This window comes from Pseudomonas lini, from assembly GCF_964063345.1.
GTDB lineage: Bacteria > Pseudomonadota > Gammaproteobacteria > Pseudomonadales > Pseudomonadaceae > Aquipseudomonas > Aquipseudomonas lini_B.
In genome coordinates this window covers 1,707,036-1,729,154 of sequence record NZ_OZ061318.1, presented here as the reverse complement: position 1 = coordinate 1,729,154, position 22,119 = coordinate 1,707,036, and the positions used below count along the sequence as shown (strand labels likewise).

The following is a 22,119-nucleotide window of genomic DNA, read 5'->3' as shown; positions in this document are numbered from 1 at the left end:
CCACAGGATTACCTACATTCTGAAAATGTGCGCATAACCTTGTGGGAGCGGGCTTGCCCGCGATGAGGCCCTCACAGACAACATAGATCTTTGATCGATCAGGCATAATCCTCCCCAATACAAACAACAAGGACGCCGCCCCGTGAGCTCAGTCAACAAGTCGATTTTGTTGGTCGATGACGATCAAGAGATACGCGAGTTGCTGGACACCTATCTGACCCGCGCCGGTTTCCAGGTCCGCACCACGCCCGATGGTGCAGGCTTTCGTCAGGCCTTGAACGACGCGCCGAGTGATCTGGTGATTCTCGACGTGATGCTGCCGGACGAAGACGGTTTCAGCCTTTGCCGCTGGATCCGCCAACACCCGCGCCAGGCCCATGTGCCGATCATCATGCTCACCGCCAGCTCCGACGAGGCCGACCGCGTCATCGGCCTGGAACTGGGCGCCGACGACTACCTCGGCAAACCCTTCAGCCCCCGTGAATTGCAGGCGCGCATCAAAGCCTTGTTGCGCCGTGCGCAGTTCGGTCAGGAGCGTTCCGGCAGTGAAGTGCTGGCCTTCGATGATTGGCGGCTGGACATGGTCAGCCATCGACTGTTCCACATCGACGGCGAGGAAGTGATTCTCTCAGGCGCCGATTTTGCGCTGCTGAAACTGTTCCTCGATCACCCCCAGGAAATCCTCGATCGCGACACCATCGGCAACGCCACCCGTGGCCGTGACCTGATGCCGCTCGATCGCATCGTCGACATGGCCGTCAGCCGTTTGCGTCAGCGCCTGCGCGATACCGAAAAACCACCGAGGCTGATCCGTACCGTGCGCGGCAGTGGCTACCAACTGGCAGCCAACGTGGTTGCCAGCAATGGTCACTGACTTTCTGCGCAAGCTCGCCGGGCGAGTGCCGGTGCCACGCTCGCTGCTCGGGCGCATGTTGCTGCTGACCCTGCTGGCGGTGCTGTTCGCTCAGGCACTGTCGAGCGTGATCTGGGTTTCGCAATTGCGCGCCACGCAGCTCGAAGGTCTGGTCACCAGTGCCCGCAGCCTGGCCCATTCGATGACGGCCAGCGTCAGTTATTTCCGCTCGTTGCCGGTGGCGTTCAGGCCGTTGGTACTCGATCAATTACGCAGCATGGGTGGCACCCGTTTCGTGGTGACGCTCAACGACAAACCCTTGGGCATGGAAGTACTGCCGATCACCCCGCGCAAAGAGGCGGTGCTCAAGGCAGTGGACGAAGTGCTGCGCCAGTCGCTGGGGCAGGACACCGATATCTCGGTGACCTTCGTCAGCCCCGAAGACCTGCGGATTTTCAACGGTGGCCTGAAACTCGATGAGTTGCCGCGCTCCTGGGCGCATTACGCATTGACCCTGGAACCGGTGAACCCGCCGGTATTGGTCACGCAAATCCAGATGGCACCGGGCGAATGGCTGTACATCGCCTCGCTGTTGCCCGAGCCCTACACCAGTCTTGAAGAACAAGGCCTGCCGGCGCAGCAGGTCTGGTTCATCGTGCTCACCAGCGGTTTCCTGCTGCTGTTCATCGGCCTGCTGGTGCACTGGCAGAGCCGACCGCTCAAGCGATTGGCGCGGGCGGCGCGGGACATGTCGCTGGGTGCCGAAGTCGAGCCGGTGGCCGAGGGCGGCGGCAGTGAAGTGGTGGAAGTGGGCCGCGCCTTCAATGCGATGCGTGAGCGCATCAGCCGTTACCTGACCGAACGCAGCCAATTGTTCAGCGCGATTTCCCATGACTTGCGCACGCCGATTACCCGGCTGCGACTGCGGGTGGAATTGCTTGAAGACGAAAAGCTGCAAGCCAAGTTCGGTCGCGATCTGGATGAGTTGGAGTTGCTGGTCAAGGGCGCACTGCAATGCGTGAAAGACACCGACATCCATGAAAACATCGAGCCGGTGGACCTCAACCATGTGCTCGACTGCTTGGTGGAACCGTATCTGGCGCCCAACGGCAATGGCCGCGTGACTCAGCATGGCCGGGCGCTGGCGCCGTATCCCGGTAAGCCATTGGCGCTCAAGCGTTGCATCGGCAACCTGATCGATAACGCCTTGAAGTATGGGCAGAACGCGCATTTGCATATCGATGATGACGAGAGCGCGTTTGTCCTGCATGTCGACGATGAAGGGCCGGGCGTACCGGAACAGCGGTTGGAGCAGGTGTTCGAGCCGCACTTCCGCTTGGCCGGGCAGCAGCAGGGTTATGGCTTGGGGCTGGGGATCGCGCGCAACATTGCCCACAGCCATGGCGGTGAAGTCAGCCTGCAAAACCTGCGAGAAGGCGGGTTGCGGGTGACGTTGCAGTTACCGCGTAGTGTTGATTAACGGCACCGCGTTATCGTTCATCGCGGGCAAGTCGGATCGCCGCACCACCGCTCCCACAGGATTACCTGCATTTTCAAGGTATGTGCATAACCTTGTGGGAGCGGGCTTGCCCGCGATGGCGTCAGATCATTCAACACATGCCTGAGGGAATGTCACAACTCGGTGACATAACTCGCCCCCTTCGTTACCTGCCCGTCACCGCTCGTTGTTTAGACTGCCCTCAGTCATAACAACAAAAAAGGTACTCCCATGGACCCCTTCCAACCCGCCTTCAGCAGTTGGCTGAACGCGCCTGCCCATCAGCAATGGCTCGCCGCCGAAGGCCTGCGCCTGTTGGCGTTTGCCAAGGCTTCAAAGATTGCCGAAGGCTTCGGCAATCTCGACGAAAAGGGTCGCCTGCCGGCCAACGCGCAAGCTGAAACCATGAACACCGCCCGCATGACCCACAGCTTCGCCATGGCCCATATCCAGGGCCTGCCGGGTTTTGCCGAGCTGGTGGATCACGGCATCCAAGCCCTCAGCGGACCGCTGCGTGATGCCGAACATGGAGGCTGGTTTGCCACGCCCGAACACCGCGATGGCAATACCGGCAAAGCCGCTTACCTGCATGCTTTCGTGGCGTTGGCCGCGAGTTCTGCGGTGATCGCTCAACGCCCCGGTGCACAAGCCTTGCTCGACGACGCGATCCACATCATCGACACCCATTTCTGGTGCGAGGAGGAGGGCGCCATGCGCGAATCCTTCAACCGCGACTGGAGTTGCGAGGAAGCCTATCGCGGCGCCAACAGCAACATGCACGCCACCGAAGCCTTTCTCGCCCTGGCCGATGTCACCGAGGACAACCGCTGGCTGATTCGCGCCCAGCGCATCGTCGAGCGCGTCATTCACGATCACGCCGCGGCCAACGATTACCTGGTGGTCGAGCATTTCGACCGCGACTGGCAGCCGCTGCGCGACTACAACCACGACAATCCGGCCGACGGTTTCCGCCCTTACGGCACCACGCCGGGCCATGGTTTTGAATGGGCGCGGCTGTTGCTGCATCTTGAAGCGGCGCGTGTACAGGCCGGGATACTCACGCCGGGCTGGCTCTCCACCGATGCGCAAAAACTCTTCGAGCACAATTGCCGTCATGGCTGGGACGTCGACGGTGCGCCGGGGATTGTCTACACCCTCGACTGGGATAATCGCGCAGTGGTTCGCCATCGTTTGCACTGGACCCACGCCGAAGCCAGCGCCGCCGCCAGTGCGCTGCTCAAACGCACCGGTGACGAGCAATACGAGCACTGGTACCGACTGCTCTGGGAATTTTGTGACAGTCACTTCATTGACCGCTGCGATGGCAGCTGGCATCACGAACTCGACCCGCTGAACCGTCCGAGCGCCGATATCTGGGCCGGCAAACCCGACCTGTATCACGCCTGGCAAGCCGTTTTGATCCCGCGCCTGCCGCTGGCGCCGAGCATGGCCAGTGCGCTGGCGCAATTGTCCCAGAGCGCTCCTGTGTAACCATGTGGTGACATTCGCGCGTCCCTTCGTTACCTGCGAAGGGGCATCCCCTGTTTAGAATCCTATGCAGCGCAAGCACCAGACTTGCATGCATAACAACAAGAAAGGTACTACTAGATGAATGCGATTTCTCGCCTCGCTACTGTCATTTCTCTCGCTTCGCTGCTTCCCGTTGCTGCATTCCCCGTCAGTGCCCTTGCCGCCGATGCCAAAGGTTCGGTTGAAGTCGTTCACTGGTGGACGTCTGGTGGTGAAAAAGCGGCCGTCGATGTGCTCAAGGCTCAAGTCGAAAAAGACGGCTTCACCTGGAAAGACGGCGCAGTCGCCGGCGGTGGCGGCTCCACAGCCATGACCGTACTCAAAAGCCGCGCCGTGGCCGGTAACCCGCCGGGCGTTGCCCAGATCAAGGGGCCAGACATCCAGGAGTGGGGCAGCACAGGCCTGCTCAGCACCGACACCCTCAAAGAGGTTTCCAAGTCCGAAGGCTGGGATGGCCTGCTGTCGAAGAAAGTCTCCGACACCGTCAAGTACGAAGGTGACTACGTCGCCGTGCCGGTGAACATCCACCGCGTCAACTGGCTGTGGATCAACCCGGAAGTCTTCAAGAAAGCCGGGATCGAAAAAGCGCCGACCACCCTCGAAGAATTCTATGCCGCTGGCGACAAGCTGAAAGCCGCCGGCTTCATCGCGCTCGCTCACGGTGGCCAGCCTTGGCAGGACAGCACTGTGTTTGAAGACGTAGTGCTCTCGGTCATGGGCGCAGACGGTTACAAGAAAGCCCTGGTCGACCTGGACCAGAAAACCCTCTCGGGCCCCGAGATGGCCAAGGCCTTCACCGAGCTGAAAAAAATCACCGGCTACATGGACCCGAACCGCGCCGGTCGTGACTGGAACATTGCGGCCGCCGACGTCATCAACGGCAAGGCCGGCATGCAGATGATGGGCGACTGGGCCAAGAGCGAATGGACCGCCGCGAAGAAAGTCGCGGGCAAGGATTACCAGTGCGTGCCGTTCCCGGGCACCGAAAAAGCCTTCACCTACAACATCGACTCGATGGCTGTGTTCAAGCTCAAAGCCGATCGCAAAGGCGACATCGCCGCCCAGCAAGACCTGGCCAAGGTTGCTCTGGGCAAAGACTTCCAGAAAGTCTTCAGCATCAACAAAGGCTCGATCCCGGTGCGTACCGACATGCTTAACGACATGAGCGCGCTGGGCTTCGATTCTTGCGCTCAAGCGTCCGCCAAGGATTTCCTGGCTGACGAGAAAACTGGCGGCCTGCAACCAAGCATGGCGCACAACATGGCCACGTCCCTGGCCGTGCAGGGCGCGATCTTCGATGTGGTCACCAACTTCATGAACGACAAGAACGCTGACCCGGCGACGGCCAGCAAGCAACTGGCGTCGGCCGTCAAAGCTGCCCAGTAACTCCTGACACAACCTGATCCTGGGTGGAATGGGATTGTGTGGGAGCGGGCTTGCCCGCGATGCAGGCGACTCGGTTTAACTTCGAACCGTGTTGATGCCATCGCAGGCAAGCCAGCTCCCACAGGGTCCTGCTCCTCCAGAGATCACTGTGTCGATTCATTTCTCTTCACCTGGATTATCCCGATGAGCTCTGTGGCGGTTTTCAGCAAAGCCTCACCGTTCGACGCATTGCAGCGCTGGCTTCCCAAGCTGGTTTTGGCGCCTAGCATGCTGATCGTCCTGGTTGGTTTTTACGGTTACATCATCTGGACATTTGTTCTGTCCTTCACCAATTCCAGCTTCATGCCGAGCTACAAGTGGGTCGGCCTGCAGCAATACATTCGCTTGATGGATAACGATCGCTGGTGGGTCGCGAGCAAAAACCTCGCGGTGTTCGGCGGCATGTTCATCGGCATCAGCCTGGTGCTGGGCGTGTTCCTCGCCGTGCTGCTGGATCAGCGCATTCGCAAGGAAGGCTTCATCCGCACCGTTTACCTGTACCCGATGGCGCTCTCGATGATCGTTACCGGTACCGCGTGGAAATGGCTGCTCAACCCAGGCCTGGGCCTGGACAAGATGTTGCGTGACTGGGGCTGGGAAGGCTTCCGTCTCGACTGGCTGGTGGATCAGGATCGCGTGGTGTATTGCCTGGTGATCGCCGCCGTGTGGCAAGCCTCCGGGTTTGTGATGGCGATGTTCCTGGCTGGCCTGCGTGGCGTCGATCAATCGATCATCCGCGCAGCGCAAGTCGACGGGGCGAGCCTGCCGACCATCTACCTGAAGATCGTATTGCCGAGCCTGCGCCCGGTGTTCTTCAGCGCCTTCATGATCCTCGCGCACATCGCGATCAAGAGCTTCGACCTGGTGGCGGCAATGACCGCGGGTGGCCCGGGCTACTCGTCCGACCTGCCCGCGATGTTCATGTATTCCTTCACCTTCAGCCGTGGCCAGATGGGCATTGGTTCGGCGAGCGCCATGATGATGCTCGGCGCGATCCTGGCGATTCTGGTGCCGTACCTGTACTCCGAATTGCGAGGCAAGCGCCATGAGTAATCAACTCGGAAAACCGGCGATCAGCTTCAGCCGCATCGCCATTTACGCAACCCTGTTGCTGGCCGCGGCGATCTATTTGGTCCCGCTGGTGGTGATGCTGCTGACCAGTTTCAAATCGCCGGAAGACATCCGCACCGGCAACCTGTTGAGCTGGCCGCAAGTGATTGATGGCATCGGCTGGATCAAGGCCTGGGACAGTGTCGGCAGCTACTTCTGGAACTCGGTGAAAATCACCGTGCCGGCGGTACTGATCTCTACGTTCATCGGTGCCATGAACGGCTACGTGCTGTCGATGTGGCGCTTCCGTGGTTCGCAACTGTTCTTCGGCCTGTTGTTGTTCGGCTGCTTCCTGCCGTTCCAGACCGTGCTGCTGCCAGCCTCGTTCACCCTCGGCAAGATCGGCCTGGCCAACACCACCACGGGCCTGGTGTTGGTGCACGTGGTCTACGGTCTGGCGTTCACCACGCTGTTCTTCCGCAACTACTACGTGAGCATTCCGGATGCGCTGGTCAAGGCGGCGCGGCTGGATGGCGCGGGCTTCTTCACGATTTTCTGGAAGATCCTGCTGCCGATGTCGATCCCGATCGTGATGGTCTGCCTGATCTGGCAGTTCACGCAGATCTGGAATGACTTCCTGTTCGGCGTGGTCTTCGCCAGTGGCGATGCCCAGCCGATTACCGTGGCCCTGAACAACCTGGTCAACACCAGCACCGGGGCCAAGGAATACAACGTTGATATGGCCGCCGCGATGATCGCCGGGCTGCCGACACTGCTGGTCTACATATTCGCTGGCAAGTATTTCCTGCGTGGGCTGACGTCCGGCGCGGTCAAGGGGTAGAACATGGCAACTCTCGAATTACGCAACGTCAACAAGACCTACGGTGCCGGTTTGCCGGACACCCTGAAAAACATCGAACTGAAGATCAATGACGGTGAGTTCCTGATCCTGGTCGGTCCATCGGGCTGTGGCAAATCCACGCTGATGAACTGCATCGCCGGTCTGGAGAACATCAGCGGCGGGGCGATCCTGGTGGATGATGCCGACATCAGCGGCATGAGCCCGAAAGATCGCGACATCGCCATGGTGTTCCAGTCTTACGCGCTGTACCCGACCATGAGCGTGCGCGACAACATCGCGTTCGGCCTGAAGATTCGCAAAATGCCCACCGCCGAAATCGACGAAGAAGTCGCTCGCGTGGCCAAGCTGCTGCAAATCGAACACCTGCTGAGTCGCAAACCAGGCCAGCTCTCCGGCGGTCAACAACAGCGCGTGGCCATGGGCCGGGCGCTGGCGCGGCGGCCGAAGATTTACCTGTTCGACGAACCGCTGTCCAACCTCGACGCCAAGCTGCGGGTCGAGATGCGCACCGAAATGAAACTGATGCACCAGCGCCTGAAAACCACCACGGTCTACGTGACCCACGACCAGATTGAAGCCATGACCCTGGGCGACAAAGTGGCGGTGATGAAGGACGGGATCATTCAGCAGTTCGGCACGCCGAAAGACATCTACAACAACCCGGCCAACCTGTTCGTGGCGAGCTTCATCGGTTCGCCGCCAATGAACTTCATCCCTCTGCGTTTGCAGCGTAAGGAAGGTCGGTTGGTAGCGCTGCTCGACAGCGGTCAGGCGCGCTGCGAATTGCCGCTGGGCATGCAGGACGCCGGGCTCGAAGACCGCGAAGTGATCCTCGGCATGCGGCCGGAGCAGATCGTGCTGGCGGGCAGCGAGCCGAATGGTTTGCCGACCATTCGTGCCGAAGTGCAAGTCACCGAACCGACCGGTCCCGACACCCTGGTGTTCGTCAATCTCAACGACACAAAAGTCTGCTGCCGCCTGGCACCGGACGTCGCGCCGGCCGTGGGCGAGACCCTGACCCTGCAGTTCGATCCATCGAAAGTGCTGTTGTTCGATGCCAAGACCGGTGAACGCCTGGGGGTGGCCGGCCAGCCAAAAACCGAAGCTCACAGCGCCAACGTAGCCCAATTCAAAGGCCGCTGAAGATCAAAAATGTGGGAGCGGGACTATGTGGGAGCTGGCTTGTCGGATCGCCGCACCGCTGCGATGGCATCAACTCGGTTCGACGTTAAACCGAGTCGCCTGCATCGCAGGCAAGCCAGCTCCCACACAAGCCGCTCCCACAGGGGGGATTCGCGGCAGATGGGGACATCTGCCGCAACCGTTGTAAACCGCGTTAGATAAAAACAGTTAATAACAATAAAGACGAGGATGTAGGGATGAAGAAGAAGAACAACGCTCAGCTTATCTGCCAATTGTCGGCTCTTGCGGTGATGACTATGGCCGGTAGCGTACACGCGGCTGACGCGTTCAGTGCCGACTCGCAGTGGATGACCGGTGATTGGGGCGGCGAGCGGACCAGGCTGATTGAGCAGGGTATCGACATCAAGGCCGATTACGTCGGTGAAGTGGGCGCCAACCTGCATGGCGGCTACAACGACGACAAGACGGCGCGTTACGCCGACCAGTTTGGCTTGGGCGTGGCGCTGGACCTGGAAAAACTGTGGGGCTGGGATAACACCCAGGCCAAGATCCAGCTCACCAACCGTAACGGTCAGAACATCTCCAATGACCGTGTCGGCGACCCGCGTGCCGGCACCTTGAGTTCCTCCCAGGAAGTCTACGGCCGTGGCCACATGGTCCGTCTGACCCAATTGTGGATCAAGCATCAGTTCCTCGACGGCAAACTGGACGTCAAGGCTGGTTACTTCGGCGAAGGCGAAGACTTCAACACCTTCCCTTGCGAGTTCCAGAACCTGGCGTTCTGCGGTTCACAAGCGGGTAACTGGGCGACCGGTATCTGGTACAACTGGCCGGTCATGCAGGCGGCAGTTCGCGTGAAGTACAACATCACGCCTGAGTTCTATGCGCAGATCGGCGCGTACAACCAGAACCCATCGCAACTGGAGCACGGTAACGGCTTCAAGCTCAGCGGCAGTGGTACCAAGGGTACCGTTTTGCCGGTCGAACTGGTCTGGTCACCGAAGGTCAACAACCTGCCGGGCGAATACCGTGTCGGTTACTACAAGAGCACGGCCGATGCGGATGACGTCCGTAAAGATGACAACGGCAATGATGCAGCGACCACCGGCAACGCCTATCGCAGCCACGACAGCAAGCACGGCTACTGGTTCGTGGCACAGCAACAGCTCACCACCCACAATGGTGATGCTTCCCGCGGTCTGAACATCGCGGCCAACGCCACCTTCCACGACAAGGACACCAACTTCGTCGACAACTACCAGTCGCTGATGTTTGTGTATAAAGGCCCGTTTGATGCTCGTCCAAAAGACGACGTCGGGATCGGTTTCTCCCGTATCCATGTCAACGATGACGTGAAGAAAAACGCCGAGTTGGTCAACACCGCCAATGGTGTCAGCGACTACGAAGACCCGCTGTTCTCGCCGCTGCGTACCACCGAGTACAACTACGAGATCAACTACGGCTTCCACGTTACCAACTGGCTGACCGTACGTCCTAACCTGCAATACATCACTCATCCGGGCGGTGTGGATGAAGTTGATAACGCGCTGGTCGCCGGCCTGAAAATTCAGTCGGTGTTCTAACGCTGTTGCGATAAGCTCCTCTCCATGTGCGCATTTTTGCGGACGGCCAAGGCTGTCCGCTTTTTTTTGGGGCTGATCAGCCGAACTGCTGGCGAATGCATTGTGGCGAGGGAGCTTGCTCCCGCTCGGCTGCAAAGCAGTCGTAAACGCGGCGAATGCGGTTTGGCTGAAGCACCGCAGTGAATGGTTTTAGGGCAGCTTCGCAGCCCAGCGGGAGCAAGCTCCCTCGCCACAGAGAATTCACTGTCTACAAAAGCGCTGTTGTTTTCAGGGGTTGTGAGTACACCAATGATTTTCAGGACCGTGGCACATGCTTGAGCATCCGCTACAACGCTTCTTCAAATCCTTGCGCGAACGTCCGGTGTTTGCGTGGGAGCGCTATCAGATGCGCGATGTGCTGGTGATCGACCATCCGCTGTGTCAGGCGGTGTTCAGTCGGCAGGGCGCGCAATTGCTGCACTTCCAGCCAAAGGGTCAGAAACCCTGGCTGTGGTGCGCGGCGAAGTGGCCGCATGTCGGTGCGATTCGCGGCGGTGTACCGGTGTGCTGGCCGTGGTACGGCCGCCATCCGAGCGAAAACGCCTGGCCGTCCCATGGCTGGGCGCGTTTGCTCGACTGGAAACTGCTCGACAGCAGCAGTGATGACGATGGCGTGCACCTGCACTGGCAGTTACAGCTGTGCGACTGGCAGGTGGACTTGCACGCACACCTTGGTGAACGCATGGATTTGCACCTGAGCACCGAGCATCAGGACGACATGCCGTGCCAGTTGAGCCAGGCGTTGCACGCCTATTGGCGTATTGGCGACGTGGGCGAGGTAGCGCTGTCTGGGCTCGACGGTGCGCACGGTTACGACCAGTTGAGCCGCCAGGTTTGCCAGCAGGAAGGCGAGTTACGGGTCGACGGCGGTTGTCAGCGCGTGTTCCAGCATGACGGCGAATTGCAGCTCAAGGACCACGCCTGGCAGCGCGAGTTGTGCATCGACACCGGTGACCATGCGGACACGGTGGTCTGGCATCCGGGCTCGCGGCCGTTGCTGGGCGTGAGCTGGAACGAGGTTTTAGAGTTTGTCTGCGTGGAAGCGGCCAGCGGCGGGACCGACAGCCTGTGCCTGCCGCCGGGGGAGCGGGCGCATTTGAGTTTGCAGGCGCGGGTTGGGGTTTAGCTCAAAATCTGCGGTGTTGCGTCGGGCCTCATCGCGGGCAAGCCCACTCCCACAAGGATATTCAGTGAACACAGATTTGTGTGCGCCGTAGATTTCTGTGGGAGCGGGCTTGCCCGCGATGAGGTCCGAACAGGCAATGAAGATCCTGGGTTAGTTGAATTCATCCCCAATCGGATACCGACTGGCATTCAGGCTTTCCTTGATCTTGCGCAAATGCGGCTGGAAATCCACGCCCCGGCGCAGGGTCATGCCGGTGGCGAGCACATCGAGCACGGTCAGCTGAATGATCCGTGACGTCATCGGCATATAGATATCGGTGTCTTCCGGCAACGGGATGTTCAGACTCAGAGTGCTGGCCTTGGCCAGCGGCGAACCTTCGGCCGTCAGGCCCAGCACCGAGGCGCCGTTTTCCCGGGCAATGCGCGCCACTTCCACCAGTTCGCGGGTGCGACCGGTGTAGGAAATGATCACGAACAACTCCCCGGTATGGGCCACCGAAGCAATCATGCGTTGCATCAGCACGTCGGCATGGGCGGTCACCGCCAGGTTGAAGCGGAAGAACTTGTGCTGCGCATCCAGCGCCACCGGGGCCGAGGCACCAAGGCCGAAGAAGTGGATCTGCCGGGCCTGGATCAGCAGGTCGACGGCGCGGCTGATCAGGCTCGGGTCAAGCGCCTGCAACGCACTGTCCAAAGAGGCGATGGCGCTGCCGAAAATCTTTTTTGTATACGCTTCCGGATTGTCATCGGCTTCCACTGCGCGGCTGACATACGCCGCGCCACTGGCCAGGCTCTGGGCCAGCTGCAGTTTCAGTTCCGGGTAGCCGCTGACACCGAACGAACGGCAGAATCGGTTGACCGTCGGCTCGCTGACCTTAGAGGCTTGGGCGAGGGCGGCGATGCTGAACCGGGTGGCCTGCTCTGGGTTGAGCAGGATCACTTCGGCGACTTTGCGTTCCGCCTTGTTCAGGTCTTCAAGGCGATTCTGGATCTGTTCCAGTAAATTTCGCACGCGGTCCATTTCATGTTCCTTAGGTCAGCAGCGCAAATAAGCGTTCGGCTAATGCAAATTGGGCCTTTGATACGGCCCATAACGGTGGCCTATCCTACTGATGGCTCCGACCGACCACCACTCGGAATCTGTATTTTGCGAAAATGTTGTGGTTATTACTACATTTTCCCTTGAGTGATGCCTTGAAAAAAGGTATTTGTAGCTTAACTTGATAAAAGAACAAACATCATGCCTTCGATTACGGTTGAACCTTGCACCTTTGCCTTGTTCGGCGCTCTCGGCGATCTGGCCCTGCGCAAGCTGTTTCCTGCCCTCTATCAACTCGATGGTGCCGGCCTGCTTCATGAGGATACGCGCATTATCGCGCTGGCCCGTGAGCCCGGCAGCGAGCAGCAGCATCTGGCATTCATCACCGCCGAGCTGCGCCGTTACGTGGGTGCCAAAGAGCTGGATGAAGCGGTGGTCGAGCGCTTCCTGGCCCGTTTGAGCTACCTGCACGTCGACTTCCTCAAGGCTGACGATTACGTCGCCCTGGCCGAACAGGCTGGCAGCGCCCAGCGGGTGATTGCCTACTTCGCTACCCCGGCAGCGGTTTATGGCGCTATTTGCGAGAACCTGTCGAAGGTCGGCCTGACCGAAAACACCCGTGTGGTGCTGGAAAAACCCATCGGCTCGGACCTGGAATCCTCGCGCAAGGTCAACGACGCCGTGGCGCAGTTCTTCCCGGAGAACCGCACCTACCGCATCGACCATTACCTGGGCAAAGAAACCGTACAAAACCTGATCGCCCTGCGTTTCGCCAACAGCCTGTTCGAAACCCAGTGGAACCAGAATTACATCTCCCACGTGGAAATCACCGTGGCCGAGCAGGTCGGGATCGAAGGCCGTTGGGGCTATTTCGACAAGGCCGGGCAGCTGCGGGACATGATCCAGAATCACCTGCTGCAATTGCTCTGCCTGATCGCCATGGACCCGCCGGCTGACCTGTCCGCCGACAGCATCCGCGACGAGAAAGTCAAAGTCCTCAAGGCACTGGCGCCGATCAGCCCGGAAGGCCTGACCACTCAAGTGGTGCGCGGCCAGTACATTGCCGGCCACAGCGAAGGCAAATCAGTGCCCGGGTATCTGGAAGAACCTAACTCCAACACCCAGAGCGACACCGAAACCTTCGTCGCCCTGCGTGCCGATATTCGCAACTGGCGCTGGGCCGGCGTGCCGTTTTACCTGCGCACAGGCAAGCGCATGCCGCAAAAGCTGTCGCAGATCGTCATCCACTTCAAGGAACCGTCGCACTACATTTTCGCCCCCGAGCAGCGCTTGCAGATCAGCAACAAACTGATCATCCGCCTGCAACCGGACGAAGGTATTTCCTTGCGCGTGATGACTAAAGAACAAGGCCTGGACAAGGGCATGCAGCTGCGCAGCGGTCCGTTGCAGCTGAATTTTTCCGACACCTATCGCAGCGCGCGGATTCCCGACGCCTACGAGCGGTTGTTGCTGGAAGTGATGCGCGGCAATCAGAACCTGTTTGTCCGTAAAGATGAAATCGAAGCCGCGTGGAAGTGGTGTGACCAGTTGATCGCCGGGTGGAAAAAATCCGGTGATGCGCCCAAGCCGTACGCGGCCGGGTCGTGGGGGCCGATGAGCTCCATTGCACTGATTACGCGGGACGGGAGGTCGTGGTATGGCGATATCTGAATTGAAACTGCCTCAGGGCGTTAGCGCTCATGAGTTCAAAAGCCCGGTGCTGCTGGCCGAAGGCCTGGCATTGACGGTGGCCAAGCAACTGAGCGACGCGATTGCCGCACAAGGCGCCGCGACGCTGGTGGTGTCTGGCGGACGCAGCCCGGTGGCGTTTTTCCAGCACCTGGCCAAGCAGGCACTGGACTGGTCGAAAGTGGTTGTCAGCCTGGCTGACGAGCGCTGGGTGCCGGTGGAACATGCCGACAGCAATGCCGGTCTGCTCAAGCGTTACCTGTTGCAAGGCCCGGCGGCCAAGGCTCAGTTCCTGAGCCTCTACAGTGCCACCGCCAACCTGGAACAAGCCGCCGAGCAGGCGGATCGCTTGCTCGCCGAATTGCCGTCGATCGACGTGCTGGTGCTGGGTATGGGTGACGACGGTCATACCGCGTCGCTGTTCCCCAACAGCCCGAACCTGGCCGAGGCCTTGAAAGTCGACGGTACCCGTCGTTGCTGGCCGATGCTGGCGCCGACCGTCCCCCATCAACGCCTGACCATGAGTCGCGCGCTGCTGGCCTCGGCGAAGCACACCGTTCTATCGATTTCCGGTCAGTCCAAGCTGACCACCCTGAATGCCGCACTGGCCGGTGACGATGTCGCCGCCATGCCGATTCGGGCGTTTCTGCAACCGACGTTAGAGATTTACTGGTGCCCATGAACCAAGGATCAGCCGCTATGACAAACACATCCCCGACCGTTTCCATGGCGGACAAAGTTGCCCTGATCGACAGCCTCTGCGCCAAGGCGCGGATCCTGCCGGTGATCACTATCGCTCGTGAACAGGACGTACTGCCGTTGGCCGACGCCCTGGCGGCCGGTGGCCTGACGGCGCTGGAAGTGACCCTGCGTTCGCAGTTCGGCCTCAAGGCGATCCAGATCCTGCGCGAGCAGCGTCCGGAACTGATGACCGGCGCCGGCACCGTGCTTGACCGCAGCATGCTGGCCGCTGCCGAAGCGGCGGGTTCGCAATTCATCGTCACGCCGGGCATCACCCGTGACTTGCTTGAAGCCAGTGTCGGCAGTCCGATCCCGCTGCTGCCTGGCATCAGCAATGCCTCCGGCATCATGGAAGGCTATAGCCTGGGTTATCGCCGCTTCAAGCTGTTCCCGGCGGAAGTCAGCGGCGGCGTCGCAGCCATCAAGGCGCTGGGCGGCCCATTTGGCGAAGTAAAATTCTGCCCGACTGGCGGCGTCAGCCCGGCCAACATCAAGAGCTACATGGCGTTGAAAAACGTGATGTGCGTGGGCGGTAGCTGGATGCTTGACCCTGAGTGGATCAAGAACGGCGACTGGGCCCGCATCCAGGAGTGCACCGCCGAGGCATTGGCCCTGCTGGACTGATTAACCGGATTTTTACCAAACACTTCGTTGTGTGTTCTACGGCTTTACGGTGCACTTGGTCGGTGCGCCGTTTTTTTTTGCCTGAAATAAAACCCTTATGGCTGCAACGCCTTTTTTTTTGCCAAAAAGAAACCTGTAGGAGCGAGGCTTGCCCGCGAAGGCGATCTTCCAGCCACATCAATACTGAATGTGCCGACGCCTTCGCGGGCAAGTCGGATCGCCGCACCGCTCGCTCCTACAGGACATCATGCGATACATAGTTACCGCATCTCGCCGCTCGTCCAGCGTTAACCTGCGTTCATCTTAGGAAGAGAGAACGTCATGGAAGACAACACTGCAATTACACCCCCACCTCCGGCTTGCCAACTGTCACCCGAACAGATCGCCGGCCCGTATTTTCGAAACCCGAAACTGATCAGACGAAACATCAGCGAAGGCATGGACGGCGTTCCCCTTGTGCTGCGGCTGACGATCGTCGATGCCATGACCGGTCAACCAGTCACGGGGGCGTTGGTCGATATCTGGCATTGCAACGCGCGGGGGGCGTATTCGGGCTGGAGCAAGGTCGACCCGGACAAGGAAGTCGACGTCGATGCCATCGGTTCGATCCCGCGTACCGATGACGATACCTATCTGCGTGGCGGGCAATTTACCGATCACTGGGGTGTGGTGCGATTTACCACCATCTACCCGGGATTTTATGCCGGCCGCGCCCTGCATATTCATGTGGCGGTACGAATCACAGCCGGCAACAACTACCTGGAAGAGCGGCATGTCGCCTGGGTCGGCCAGCTGTACTTTCCCGAGGTGGCCTCGCGGGCGGTACTCAATGCCCGCGAGTACCGTGGGCGCGGCACCTGCGCGCTGAACAACGAGCAGGATGAGTTCTATCAGGGCATGGGGGGTGAGGCCTCGACCTTGAATGTCCATACCATTGCTCGAGACTCGAACGAAGACGGCTTTTTCGGCCACATGACCATCGGTGTCGACACGTTTGCGTTGTCATCGCAAATCAAGCCCGAGGACTTCGACAAATACACCGTGTGACGTCAGCGCAATTCAGTCAGCGCCCGGGCCAGCAGATCCATGTCGGCTGCGGTGGTGGTGAGCCCCGGCGTAATGCGGATGCACGGGCCACATGCCGCACCGCTGCGTGCCACGGTAAACAGGTTGTAGTCGTTGAGCAGTTGCTCGACCATCACCTGCTGATCGGCATGCCGGGTAAAGCGCATCGAGGTGATGCCGCAATACAGGCGCGGGTCATTCGGGGTCATGACTTCGATTCCCGGTAACCCCCGAACGGCATCGACCCATCGGTTGCGCAGGTAATGGAGCCGCGTGCCCTTGGCGATAGAACCGCCCATCGCGTGATGTTCTTCGAACACTAGCGGCAGGGTGAGCAGGGCCGGGATGTTCGGGGTGCCATGCGGCGCACGGGCACGAATGTCAGTGACCGGGAAATGCATTTCGCCCATGTCCGGATCGATATCAGCCAGGCGTTCGGGTGCGATGTAAATGAAGCCGAGGCTCAGCGGCGCACCGATCCATTTCTGCAGGTTGTAGCCGGCAAAGGCGATGCCCAGCGCATCGAGATTGAACTCGATCTGGCCGAGAGCATGGGCGCCGTCGAGGATCACGTCGATGCCGTGTTCCCTGGCGGCAACGGCAATCGCCTGTACCGGCATGACCAGTCCGGTGCGATGGGTGACGTGGGTCAGGGCCATCAGCTTCAGTCGCGGATAACGCACGAAAGCTTCGCGGTAAGAGGTGAGTAAACTGTCGAAACTGGCGGGGTGGCGGTGTTCGATCTCGATCACTTCCACGCCTCGATAGCGCTCCGGCCAACGCATCGCGCCCTTGACCGTGTCGTGCTCCAGATCGCATATCAGCACCTGATCGCCCGGCTCCAGGCGGTTGTAGTTGCGGATCAGCGATTGCAGGCCATCCGAGGCGTTGCGGGTGAGGGCGACGGCTTCGGCGGGGGCACCGATCAGCTCGGCTAATTGCCCACGAATCTTGACGCTTTCGCCTTGTTCGAAGCGCTGGCGCACGTGCACCGAGTTGCCACGGTTGATGAGTTCGATGTTGCGCTGATACTCCTCGACCACGGTGCGCGACATGCGCCCGAAGTAGCCGTTCTCCAGGTTCAGGGGGCCCGGTTCGACAGCATAGCGGTCGGCAAAGGTCTGCCAAAAGGCTTCATCGCGGGAACGGCGGGTGTTATCGGGCATGAGCTACTCGGTGAAATCAGGCGGATCAGTGGCGAGGGGCTGGTTTGCCATGTTTGGCGCGCAGCGGTTCAAGCAGCTCCGACAAGCCGTTGTGGTCGATCTCCTGCATCAAGGCCAGCAAACCGCCCAGTTCACCGTGAGGGAAACCTTCGCGAGCGAACCAGTTCAGGTACTGGCCGGGCAGGTCAGCAATGATGCGGCCCTTGTATTTGCCGAAGGGCATTTCGCGGGTAATCAGCAGTTCGAGCTTTTCGGGATTCATCATCAGTCGTCTTGATTCAAAACAGTCTGGAAAATACAGGCATTCTGCATGCAGGCCAAATGACAGATCATGCAAAAAAAGCGGATACAGATTTCACCTTAAACACTAACTTATTGAAATATAGGTAAAAAGACGTCAATTCAAAGCTGGCATGCAGGGTGCAACTACTAATTGCATCTTTCATCAACCGCAAGGAATTGAAAAATGACCGACATTAATAAAGACGCGATCTCTGTACTCAACGACCTGATTGAAACCAGTAAAGACGGTCAGGAAGGGTTCAAGACTTGCGCTGAAGACATCAAACATCCAGAACTCAAAAACCTGTTCATTCAGCGCTCCGCCGACTGCGCTGCTGCCGCTGCCGAACTGCAGGCCACTGTGCGTTCCCTGGGCGGTGATCCGGAAACCTCCACCAGCGTCAGCGGCGATTTGCACCGTCGCTGGGTCGACGTGAAGGCGATGTTCACCGGCAAGGATGAAGAGGCAGTGCTGAACGAAGCCGAACGCGGTGAAGACCACGCGCTGAAGGCTTACAAGGACGCACTGGAAAAAATCAACAAGGACAATCTGGTGAGCATTCGTGACATCGTTGAACGCCAGTATCACGGCGTACAACGCAACCACGATCAGGTGAAAGCCCTGCGTAACCAGGCTCGCGCACGCTCATAAGCGTTCGTTAATCTGTCAAAAACGCCAGCGAGTCTGGCGTTTTTTATGTTCGGGATTGTAGGATCTTTCATGCCGAACGACTGCAGGCGCAGGAAGGAGAACAATAACGCTGCATTTCACTGTGGCGAGGGAGCTTGCTCCCGCTGGGGTGCGCAGCGCCCCCAATCGGGCACCTCGACTCACCTGATCAGGCGCGGTGGCAGCTTTTACGACTGCTGCGCAGCCGAACGGGAGCAAGCTCCCTCGCCACAGGCAAGTCCCCTGGCCGCAGAAGGCCATCCAGGCCGCAGATGGAGCGGTAAATCAGCCGATGCTGATCGCTGGCAACGTCGGCAACGTCACGGTCTGTTGCTTGCGCGGCGCCAGAATCTCCGCCTCGCCATCCACCACCAACTCATCGCGCTGGTTGAACACCCGAGTGGCGATGCGCACACGAAACTTCGGCAGTTTCTCGAGAATTTCCAGACGCACAGTCAGTGTGTCGCCAATTTTCACCGGTTTCTGAAAGCTCATCGTCTGACCGATATAAATAGTCCCCGGCCCAGGCAACTCGCAAGCCACCGCCGCGCTGATCAACGCGCCGCTGAACATGCCGTGGGCGATACGCTCCTTGAACATGCTGGCGGCGGCGAATTCGGCGTCCAGGTGCACCGGGTTGTGATCGCCAGACATCGCGGCGAACAACTGAATGTCACGCTCCTCGACAGTCTTGCTGTAGCTGGCGGTCTGGCCGATTTCGAGGGCTTCGTAAGGGGTGTTGGTAACCTGGGTCATCTGTCTCGATTCCTGTGACGAATTAAATAAATCCACAAAAAACTACTCGGCCCTGAGTGGCCGACGGTTGCTCAAGGCCTGGGCGATCCAGTTCAGCACATCGGCAGTCACTTCGTCGCGGTTGCTCTCGTTAAACAGTTCATGCCGGGCCTGCGGGTAAACAGTCAGCTGCAGGCTCTGGCAGCCAGCGTCGCGCAGGGCGTGGGCCAGATCTTTCAGACGTTTGCCTTCGCTCACCGGATCACATTCACCGCCAATTATCAGCAGCGGCAGGCCCGGATCGATCTGGGCGAGATTGGACGCTTTGCTAATTTGCTGCAAGCCGCCGAGCAAATCGATCCACAGTTGATTGGTGCAGCGAAAGCCGCAGAGCGGGTCGTTGGCGTATTTGTCGACTTCGGCCGGGTCGCGGCTCAGCCAGTCGAACGGTGTGCGCGCCGGTTTGAATTTCTTGTTGAATGAGCCAAACGACAGCCACTCGATCAGCGCGCTCCGCCCCCTGGGCCCTTGGCGCAGTCGTTCGAGGCGAGCAATCTGTCGCGCTGCGCGATAGAGCGCCACGGGCTGGAAGTTCGAGCCGCTGAGAATCGCCCCGTGCAAGCTGGCGCTGTGGTGCAGCAAATAAGCCTGGGCGATGTAGCTGCCCATACTGTGGCCCAGCAACACGATCGGAACGCCGGGATGCTGTTGGCCGATATGTTGGTTAAGGCTGGCCAGGTCGCCGACCACTTTGCACCAACCCTCATTGTCGGCGAAATGGCCCAGCGTACCGTTTTCGGCGGATTTGCCATGTCCACGCAGGTCCGGCGCATAAACGCCGTAATCCTGATCACAGCATGCTTGCGCCAGACGGGCGTAGCGACCGCCGTGTTCTGCCATGCCGTGGGCCAGCAAGATCACCGCCTTGAGCGGCGCGGACGGCAGCCACTGGTTGACGAAGAGGCGGCTGCGGTCACTCGCGGTCAGCCAGAAAGTGTCGTGGATCATGGCGATTCCTTTGCGTTGGGCAAGCAGGGCTGCCGGGTGGGAAACAGCCTCGATGCATTGTATAGCGCATCCGTCGCCGACCGTCTGATCAGGCCACGGCGGGGCAGCAAGATTCACGCGATCTATGACGCCCGTGCGCATATTTGCCTGAATCACCATAGCTGCTAGTGTCCGAGAAGCACCGTTTTTCGCTTCCTGCTTTTTATGGAATGAGAGAGAAGAACAGAAAAGCGGCCCCGGATGGCTCAGGTAAAGAGGACAAAAATAATGCAACCTGATTTCTGGAATGACAAACGCCCGGCCGGCGTGCCCCTGGATATTGATCTTGGGGCCTATAAGTCGGTGATCGAGGTGTTCGAGCGTTCCTGCAAGAAATTTGCCGACCGCCCGGCGTTCAGCAACATGGGCGTGACCCTGACCTACGCCGAACTGGAACGCTACAGCGCCGCGTTTGCCGGGTACCTGCAAGCCCACACCGACCTGGTGCCGGGGGATCGCATTGCGGTGCAGATGCCCAACGTCCTGCATTACCCGATTGCCGTGTTCGGTGCCTTGCGCGCCGGGCTGATCGTGGTCAATACCAACCCCTTGTACACCGCGCGGGAGATGCGTCATCAGTTCAAGGACTCCGGTGCCCGGGCGCTGGTCTATCTGAACGTGTTCGGACAGAAGGTCCAGGAAGTGCTGCCCGACACCGACATTCAGTACCTGATCGAAGCGAAGATGGGCGACTTGATGCCCACCGCCAAGGGCTGGCTGGTCAATACCCTGGTGAGCAAAGTCAAGAAGATGGTCCCGGACTATTCCTTGCCGCAGGCGATTTCCTTCAAGAGCGCGCTGCGTCTGGGTCGAGGTCTGGGCATCAAACCGCTGAACGTCGGCCTCGACGACATTGCTGTGCTGCAATACACCGGCGGCACCACCGGGCTGGCCAAGGGCGCCATGTTGACTCACGGCAACCTGGTGGCAAACATGCAACAGGCGCGGGCCTGTCTGGGACAATTCGGCGCTGACGGTCAGCCGCTGCTGCGCGAGGGCCAGGAAGTGATGATCGCGCCGCTGCCGCTTTACCATATCTATGCATTCACGGCGAACTGCATGTGCATGATGGTGACCGGCAACCACAACGTGCTGATCACCAATCCACGGGACATTGGCGCCTTCATCAAGGAACTGAAGAACTGGCGGTTCTCGATGCTGCTGGGGCTCAACACGCTGTTCGTCGCGCTGATGGATCATCCCGACTTCAAGACCCTGGATTTCTCCAGCCTCAAACTCACCAACTCTGGTGGCACGGCGCTGGTCAAGGCCACGGCCGAGCGCTGGGAACAGCTCACCGGTTGCCGGATCACTGAAGGTTACGGCCTGACCGAAACCTCGCCAGTGGCCTGTACCAACCCTTACGGCGACAAGTCGCGCATCGGCACGGTCGGCCTGCCAGTGCCGGGCACCACCCTGAAAGTGATCAACGATGAAGGCGTCGAGCAGCCGCTGGGCGAGCGTGGCGAACTGTGCATCAAGGGCCCGCAGATCATGAAGGGCTACTGGCAGAAGCCCGAAGCCACCGCCGAAGTGCTGGACGCCGACGGCTGGTTCAAGTCGGGCGACATCGCGGTGATCGACCCGGACGGTTTCGTGCGCATCGTCGATCGTAAAAAAGACATGATCATCGTTTCGGGCTTCAACGTGTACCCCAACGAGATCGAAGACGTGGTGATGGCCCACCCGAAAGTCGCCAACTGCGCGGTGATCGGCGTGCCGGACGAGCGTTCGGGGGAGGCGGTGAAGTTGTTTGTGGTGGCCCGTGAATCCGGAGTCAGCCTTGAAGAGTTGAAGGCGTACTGCAAAGAAAACTTCACGGCGTACAAAGTACCCAAGCACATCGTCTTGCGTGAGTCGTTGCCGATGACGCCGGTGGGCAAGATTCTGCGGCGGGAGTTGCGTGAGATCGCCTGATCGTTGAATGGCCGCGCTTCGCACGGTTCGCGGGCA

General features: G+C 59.6%; 20 protein-coding genes. 15 read left to right on the top strand and 5 right to left on the bottom strand.

Annotation, left to right across the window (positions count from 1 at the left end; genetic code table 11):
- The first annotated feature begins 142 nt into the window (after positions 1 to 142).
- From AB3226_RS07825 to AB3226_RS07785, 9 genes are all read left to right on the top strand, one after another.
- On the top strand, positions 143 to 874 hold the full coding sequence (locus AB3226_RS07825; protein WP_095054331.1) for a response regulator: 732 nt from the start codon (positions 143 to 145) through the stop codon (positions 872 to 874).
- Complete coding sequence (locus AB3226_RS07820) at positions 864 to 2,333, top strand: ATP-binding protein (RefSeq protein WP_367372658.1); 1,470 nt, start codon at positions 864 to 866, stop codon at positions 2,331 to 2,333. The genes AB3226_RS07825 and AB3226_RS07820 overlap by 11 nt, the downstream gene beginning before the upstream one ends.
- Positions 2,334 to 2,582: 249 nt before the next feature.
- Positions 2,583 to 3,842 (top strand): AGE family epimerase/isomerase, encoded by a 1,260-nt coding sequence (locus AB3226_RS07815; RefSeq protein ID WP_367372657.1) that lies wholly within the window; start codon positions 2,583 to 2,585, stop codon positions 3,840 to 3,842.
- Positions 3,843 to 3,959: 117 nt separating this feature from the next.
- A complete protein-coding gene (locus AB3226_RS07810; protein ID WP_367372656.1) occupies positions 3,960 to 5,267 on the top strand; it encodes an ABC transporter substrate-binding protein in 1,308 nt (435 codons plus the stop codon).
- 183 nt (positions 5,268 to 5,450) lie between these two features.
- Complete coding sequence (locus tag AB3226_RS07805) at positions 5,451 to 6,359, top strand: carbohydrate ABC transporter permease (RefSeq protein ID WP_007902369.1); 909 nt, start codon at positions 5,451 to 5,453, stop codon at positions 6,357 to 6,359.
- Positions 6,352 to 7,197 (top strand): carbohydrate ABC transporter permease, encoded by an 846-nt coding sequence (locus AB3226_RS07800; RefSeq protein WP_030131859.1) that lies wholly within the window; start codon positions 6,352 to 6,354, stop codon positions 7,195 to 7,197. Before AB3226_RS07805 ends, AB3226_RS07800 begins: the two co-directional genes overlap by 8 nt.
- A gap of 3 nt (positions 7,198 to 7,200) precedes the next feature.
- Positions 7,201 to 8,361: an ABC transporter ATP-binding protein gene (locus tag AB3226_RS07795; protein WP_367372655.1), complete on the top strand. Its 1,161-nt coding sequence runs from the start codon at positions 7,201 to 7,203 to the stop codon at positions 8,359 to 8,361.
- A gap of 236 nt (positions 8,362 to 8,597) precedes the next feature.
- Entirely contained in the window at positions 8,598 to 9,944 is a 1,347-nt protein-coding gene (locus AB3226_RS07790; protein ID WP_367372654.1) for a carbohydrate porin, read from the top strand.
- A 310-nt stretch (positions 9,945 to 10,254) separates the two neighbouring features.
- The gene (locus AB3226_RS07785; protein ID WP_367372653.1) at positions 10,255 to 11,109 is read left to right on the top strand and encodes a D-hexose-6-phosphate mutarotase; all 855 of its coding nucleotides are present in this window, start codon (positions 10,255 to 10,257) and stop codon (positions 11,107 to 11,109) included.
- A gap of 150 nt (positions 11,110 to 11,259) precedes the next feature.
- Here AB3226_RS07785 and AB3226_RS07780 read toward each other — a convergent pair whose 3' ends face one another.
- On the bottom strand, positions 11,260 to 12,120 hold the full coding sequence (locus AB3226_RS07780) for a MurR/RpiR family transcriptional regulator (RefSeq protein ID WP_177319492.1): 861 nt from the start codon (positions 12,118 to 12,120) through the stop codon (positions 11,260 to 11,262).
- Between the two features lie 228 nt (positions 12,121 to 12,348).
- Between AB3226_RS07780 and zwf the strand changes: the two genes are divergently transcribed.
- From zwf to AB3226_RS07760, 4 genes are all read left to right on the top strand, one after another.
- Positions 12,349 to 13,818 (top strand): glucose-6-phosphate dehydrogenase, encoded by a 1,470-nt coding sequence (gene zwf / locus AB3226_RS07775; protein WP_367372652.1) that lies wholly within the window; start codon positions 12,349 to 12,351, stop codon positions 13,816 to 13,818.
- A complete protein-coding gene (gene pgl / locus AB3226_RS07770) occupies positions 13,805 to 14,518 on the top strand; it encodes a 6-phosphogluconolactonase (RefSeq protein ID WP_367372651.1) in 714 nt (237 codons plus the stop codon). Before zwf ends, pgl begins: the two co-directional genes overlap by 14 nt.
- Before the next feature lie 17 nt (positions 14,519 to 14,535).
- On the top strand, positions 14,536 to 15,201 hold the full coding sequence (locus tag AB3226_RS07765) for a bifunctional 4-hydroxy-2-oxoglutarate aldolase/2-dehydro-3-deoxy-phosphogluconate aldolase (RefSeq protein ID WP_367372650.1): 666 nt from the start codon (positions 14,536 to 14,538) through the stop codon (positions 15,199 to 15,201).
- 321 nt (positions 15,202 to 15,522) lie between these two features.
- A complete protein-coding gene (locus AB3226_RS07760; protein WP_367372649.1) occupies positions 15,523 to 16,248 on the top strand; it encodes an intradiol ring-cleavage dioxygenase in 726 nt (241 codons plus the stop codon).
- A gap of 2 nt (positions 16,249 to 16,250) precedes the next feature.
- Here AB3226_RS07760 and AB3226_RS07755 read toward each other — a convergent pair whose 3' ends face one another.
- Positions 16,251 to 17,432: an aminotransferase class V-fold PLP-dependent enzyme gene (locus tag AB3226_RS07755; RefSeq protein WP_367372648.1), complete on the bottom strand. Its 1,182-nt coding sequence runs from the start codon at positions 17,430 to 17,432 to the stop codon at positions 16,251 to 16,253.
- Between the two features lie 25 nt (positions 17,433 to 17,457).
- A complete protein-coding gene (locus AB3226_RS07750) occupies positions 17,458 to 17,694 on the bottom strand; it encodes a DUF3820 family protein (RefSeq protein WP_007949456.1) in 237 nt (78 codons plus the stop codon).
- Between the two features lie 204 nt (positions 17,695 to 17,898).
- Here AB3226_RS07750 and AB3226_RS07745 point away from each other — a divergent pair, with 204 nt between their 5' ends.
- A complete protein-coding gene (locus AB3226_RS07745) occupies positions 17,899 to 18,366 on the top strand; it encodes a PA2169 family four-helix-bundle protein (RefSeq protein ID WP_367372647.1) in 468 nt (155 codons plus the stop codon).
- A 303-nt stretch (positions 18,367 to 18,669) separates the two neighbouring features.
- Here AB3226_RS07745 and AB3226_RS07740 read toward each other — a convergent pair whose 3' ends face one another.
- Together AB3226_RS07740 and AB3226_RS07735 are read right to left on the bottom strand one after the other, a co-directional pair.
- Positions 18,670 to 19,140 carry a MaoC family dehydratase gene (locus AB3226_RS07740; protein WP_007934748.1) on the bottom strand — a complete coding sequence of 157 codons (471 nt, stop codon included), beginning with the start codon at positions 19,138 to 19,140 and terminating at the stop codon, positions 18,670 to 18,672.
- 42 nt (positions 19,141 to 19,182) lie between these two features.
- Positions 19,183 to 20,127 carry a lysophospholipase gene (locus tag AB3226_RS07735; RefSeq protein ID WP_367372646.1) on the bottom strand — a complete coding sequence of 315 codons (945 nt, stop codon included), beginning with the start codon at positions 20,125 to 20,127 and terminating at the stop codon, positions 19,183 to 19,185.
- A gap of 267 nt (positions 20,128 to 20,394) precedes the next feature.
- Here AB3226_RS07735 and fadD2 point away from each other — a divergent pair, with 267 nt between their 5' ends.
- Positions 20,395 to 22,083 carry a long-chain-fatty-acid--CoA ligase FadD2 gene (gene fadD2, locus AB3226_RS07730; RefSeq protein ID WP_367372645.1) on the top strand — a complete coding sequence of 563 codons (1,689 nt, stop codon included), beginning with the start codon at positions 20,395 to 20,397 and terminating at the stop codon, positions 22,081 to 22,083.
- Positions 22,084 to 22,119 lie beyond the last annotated feature (36 nt).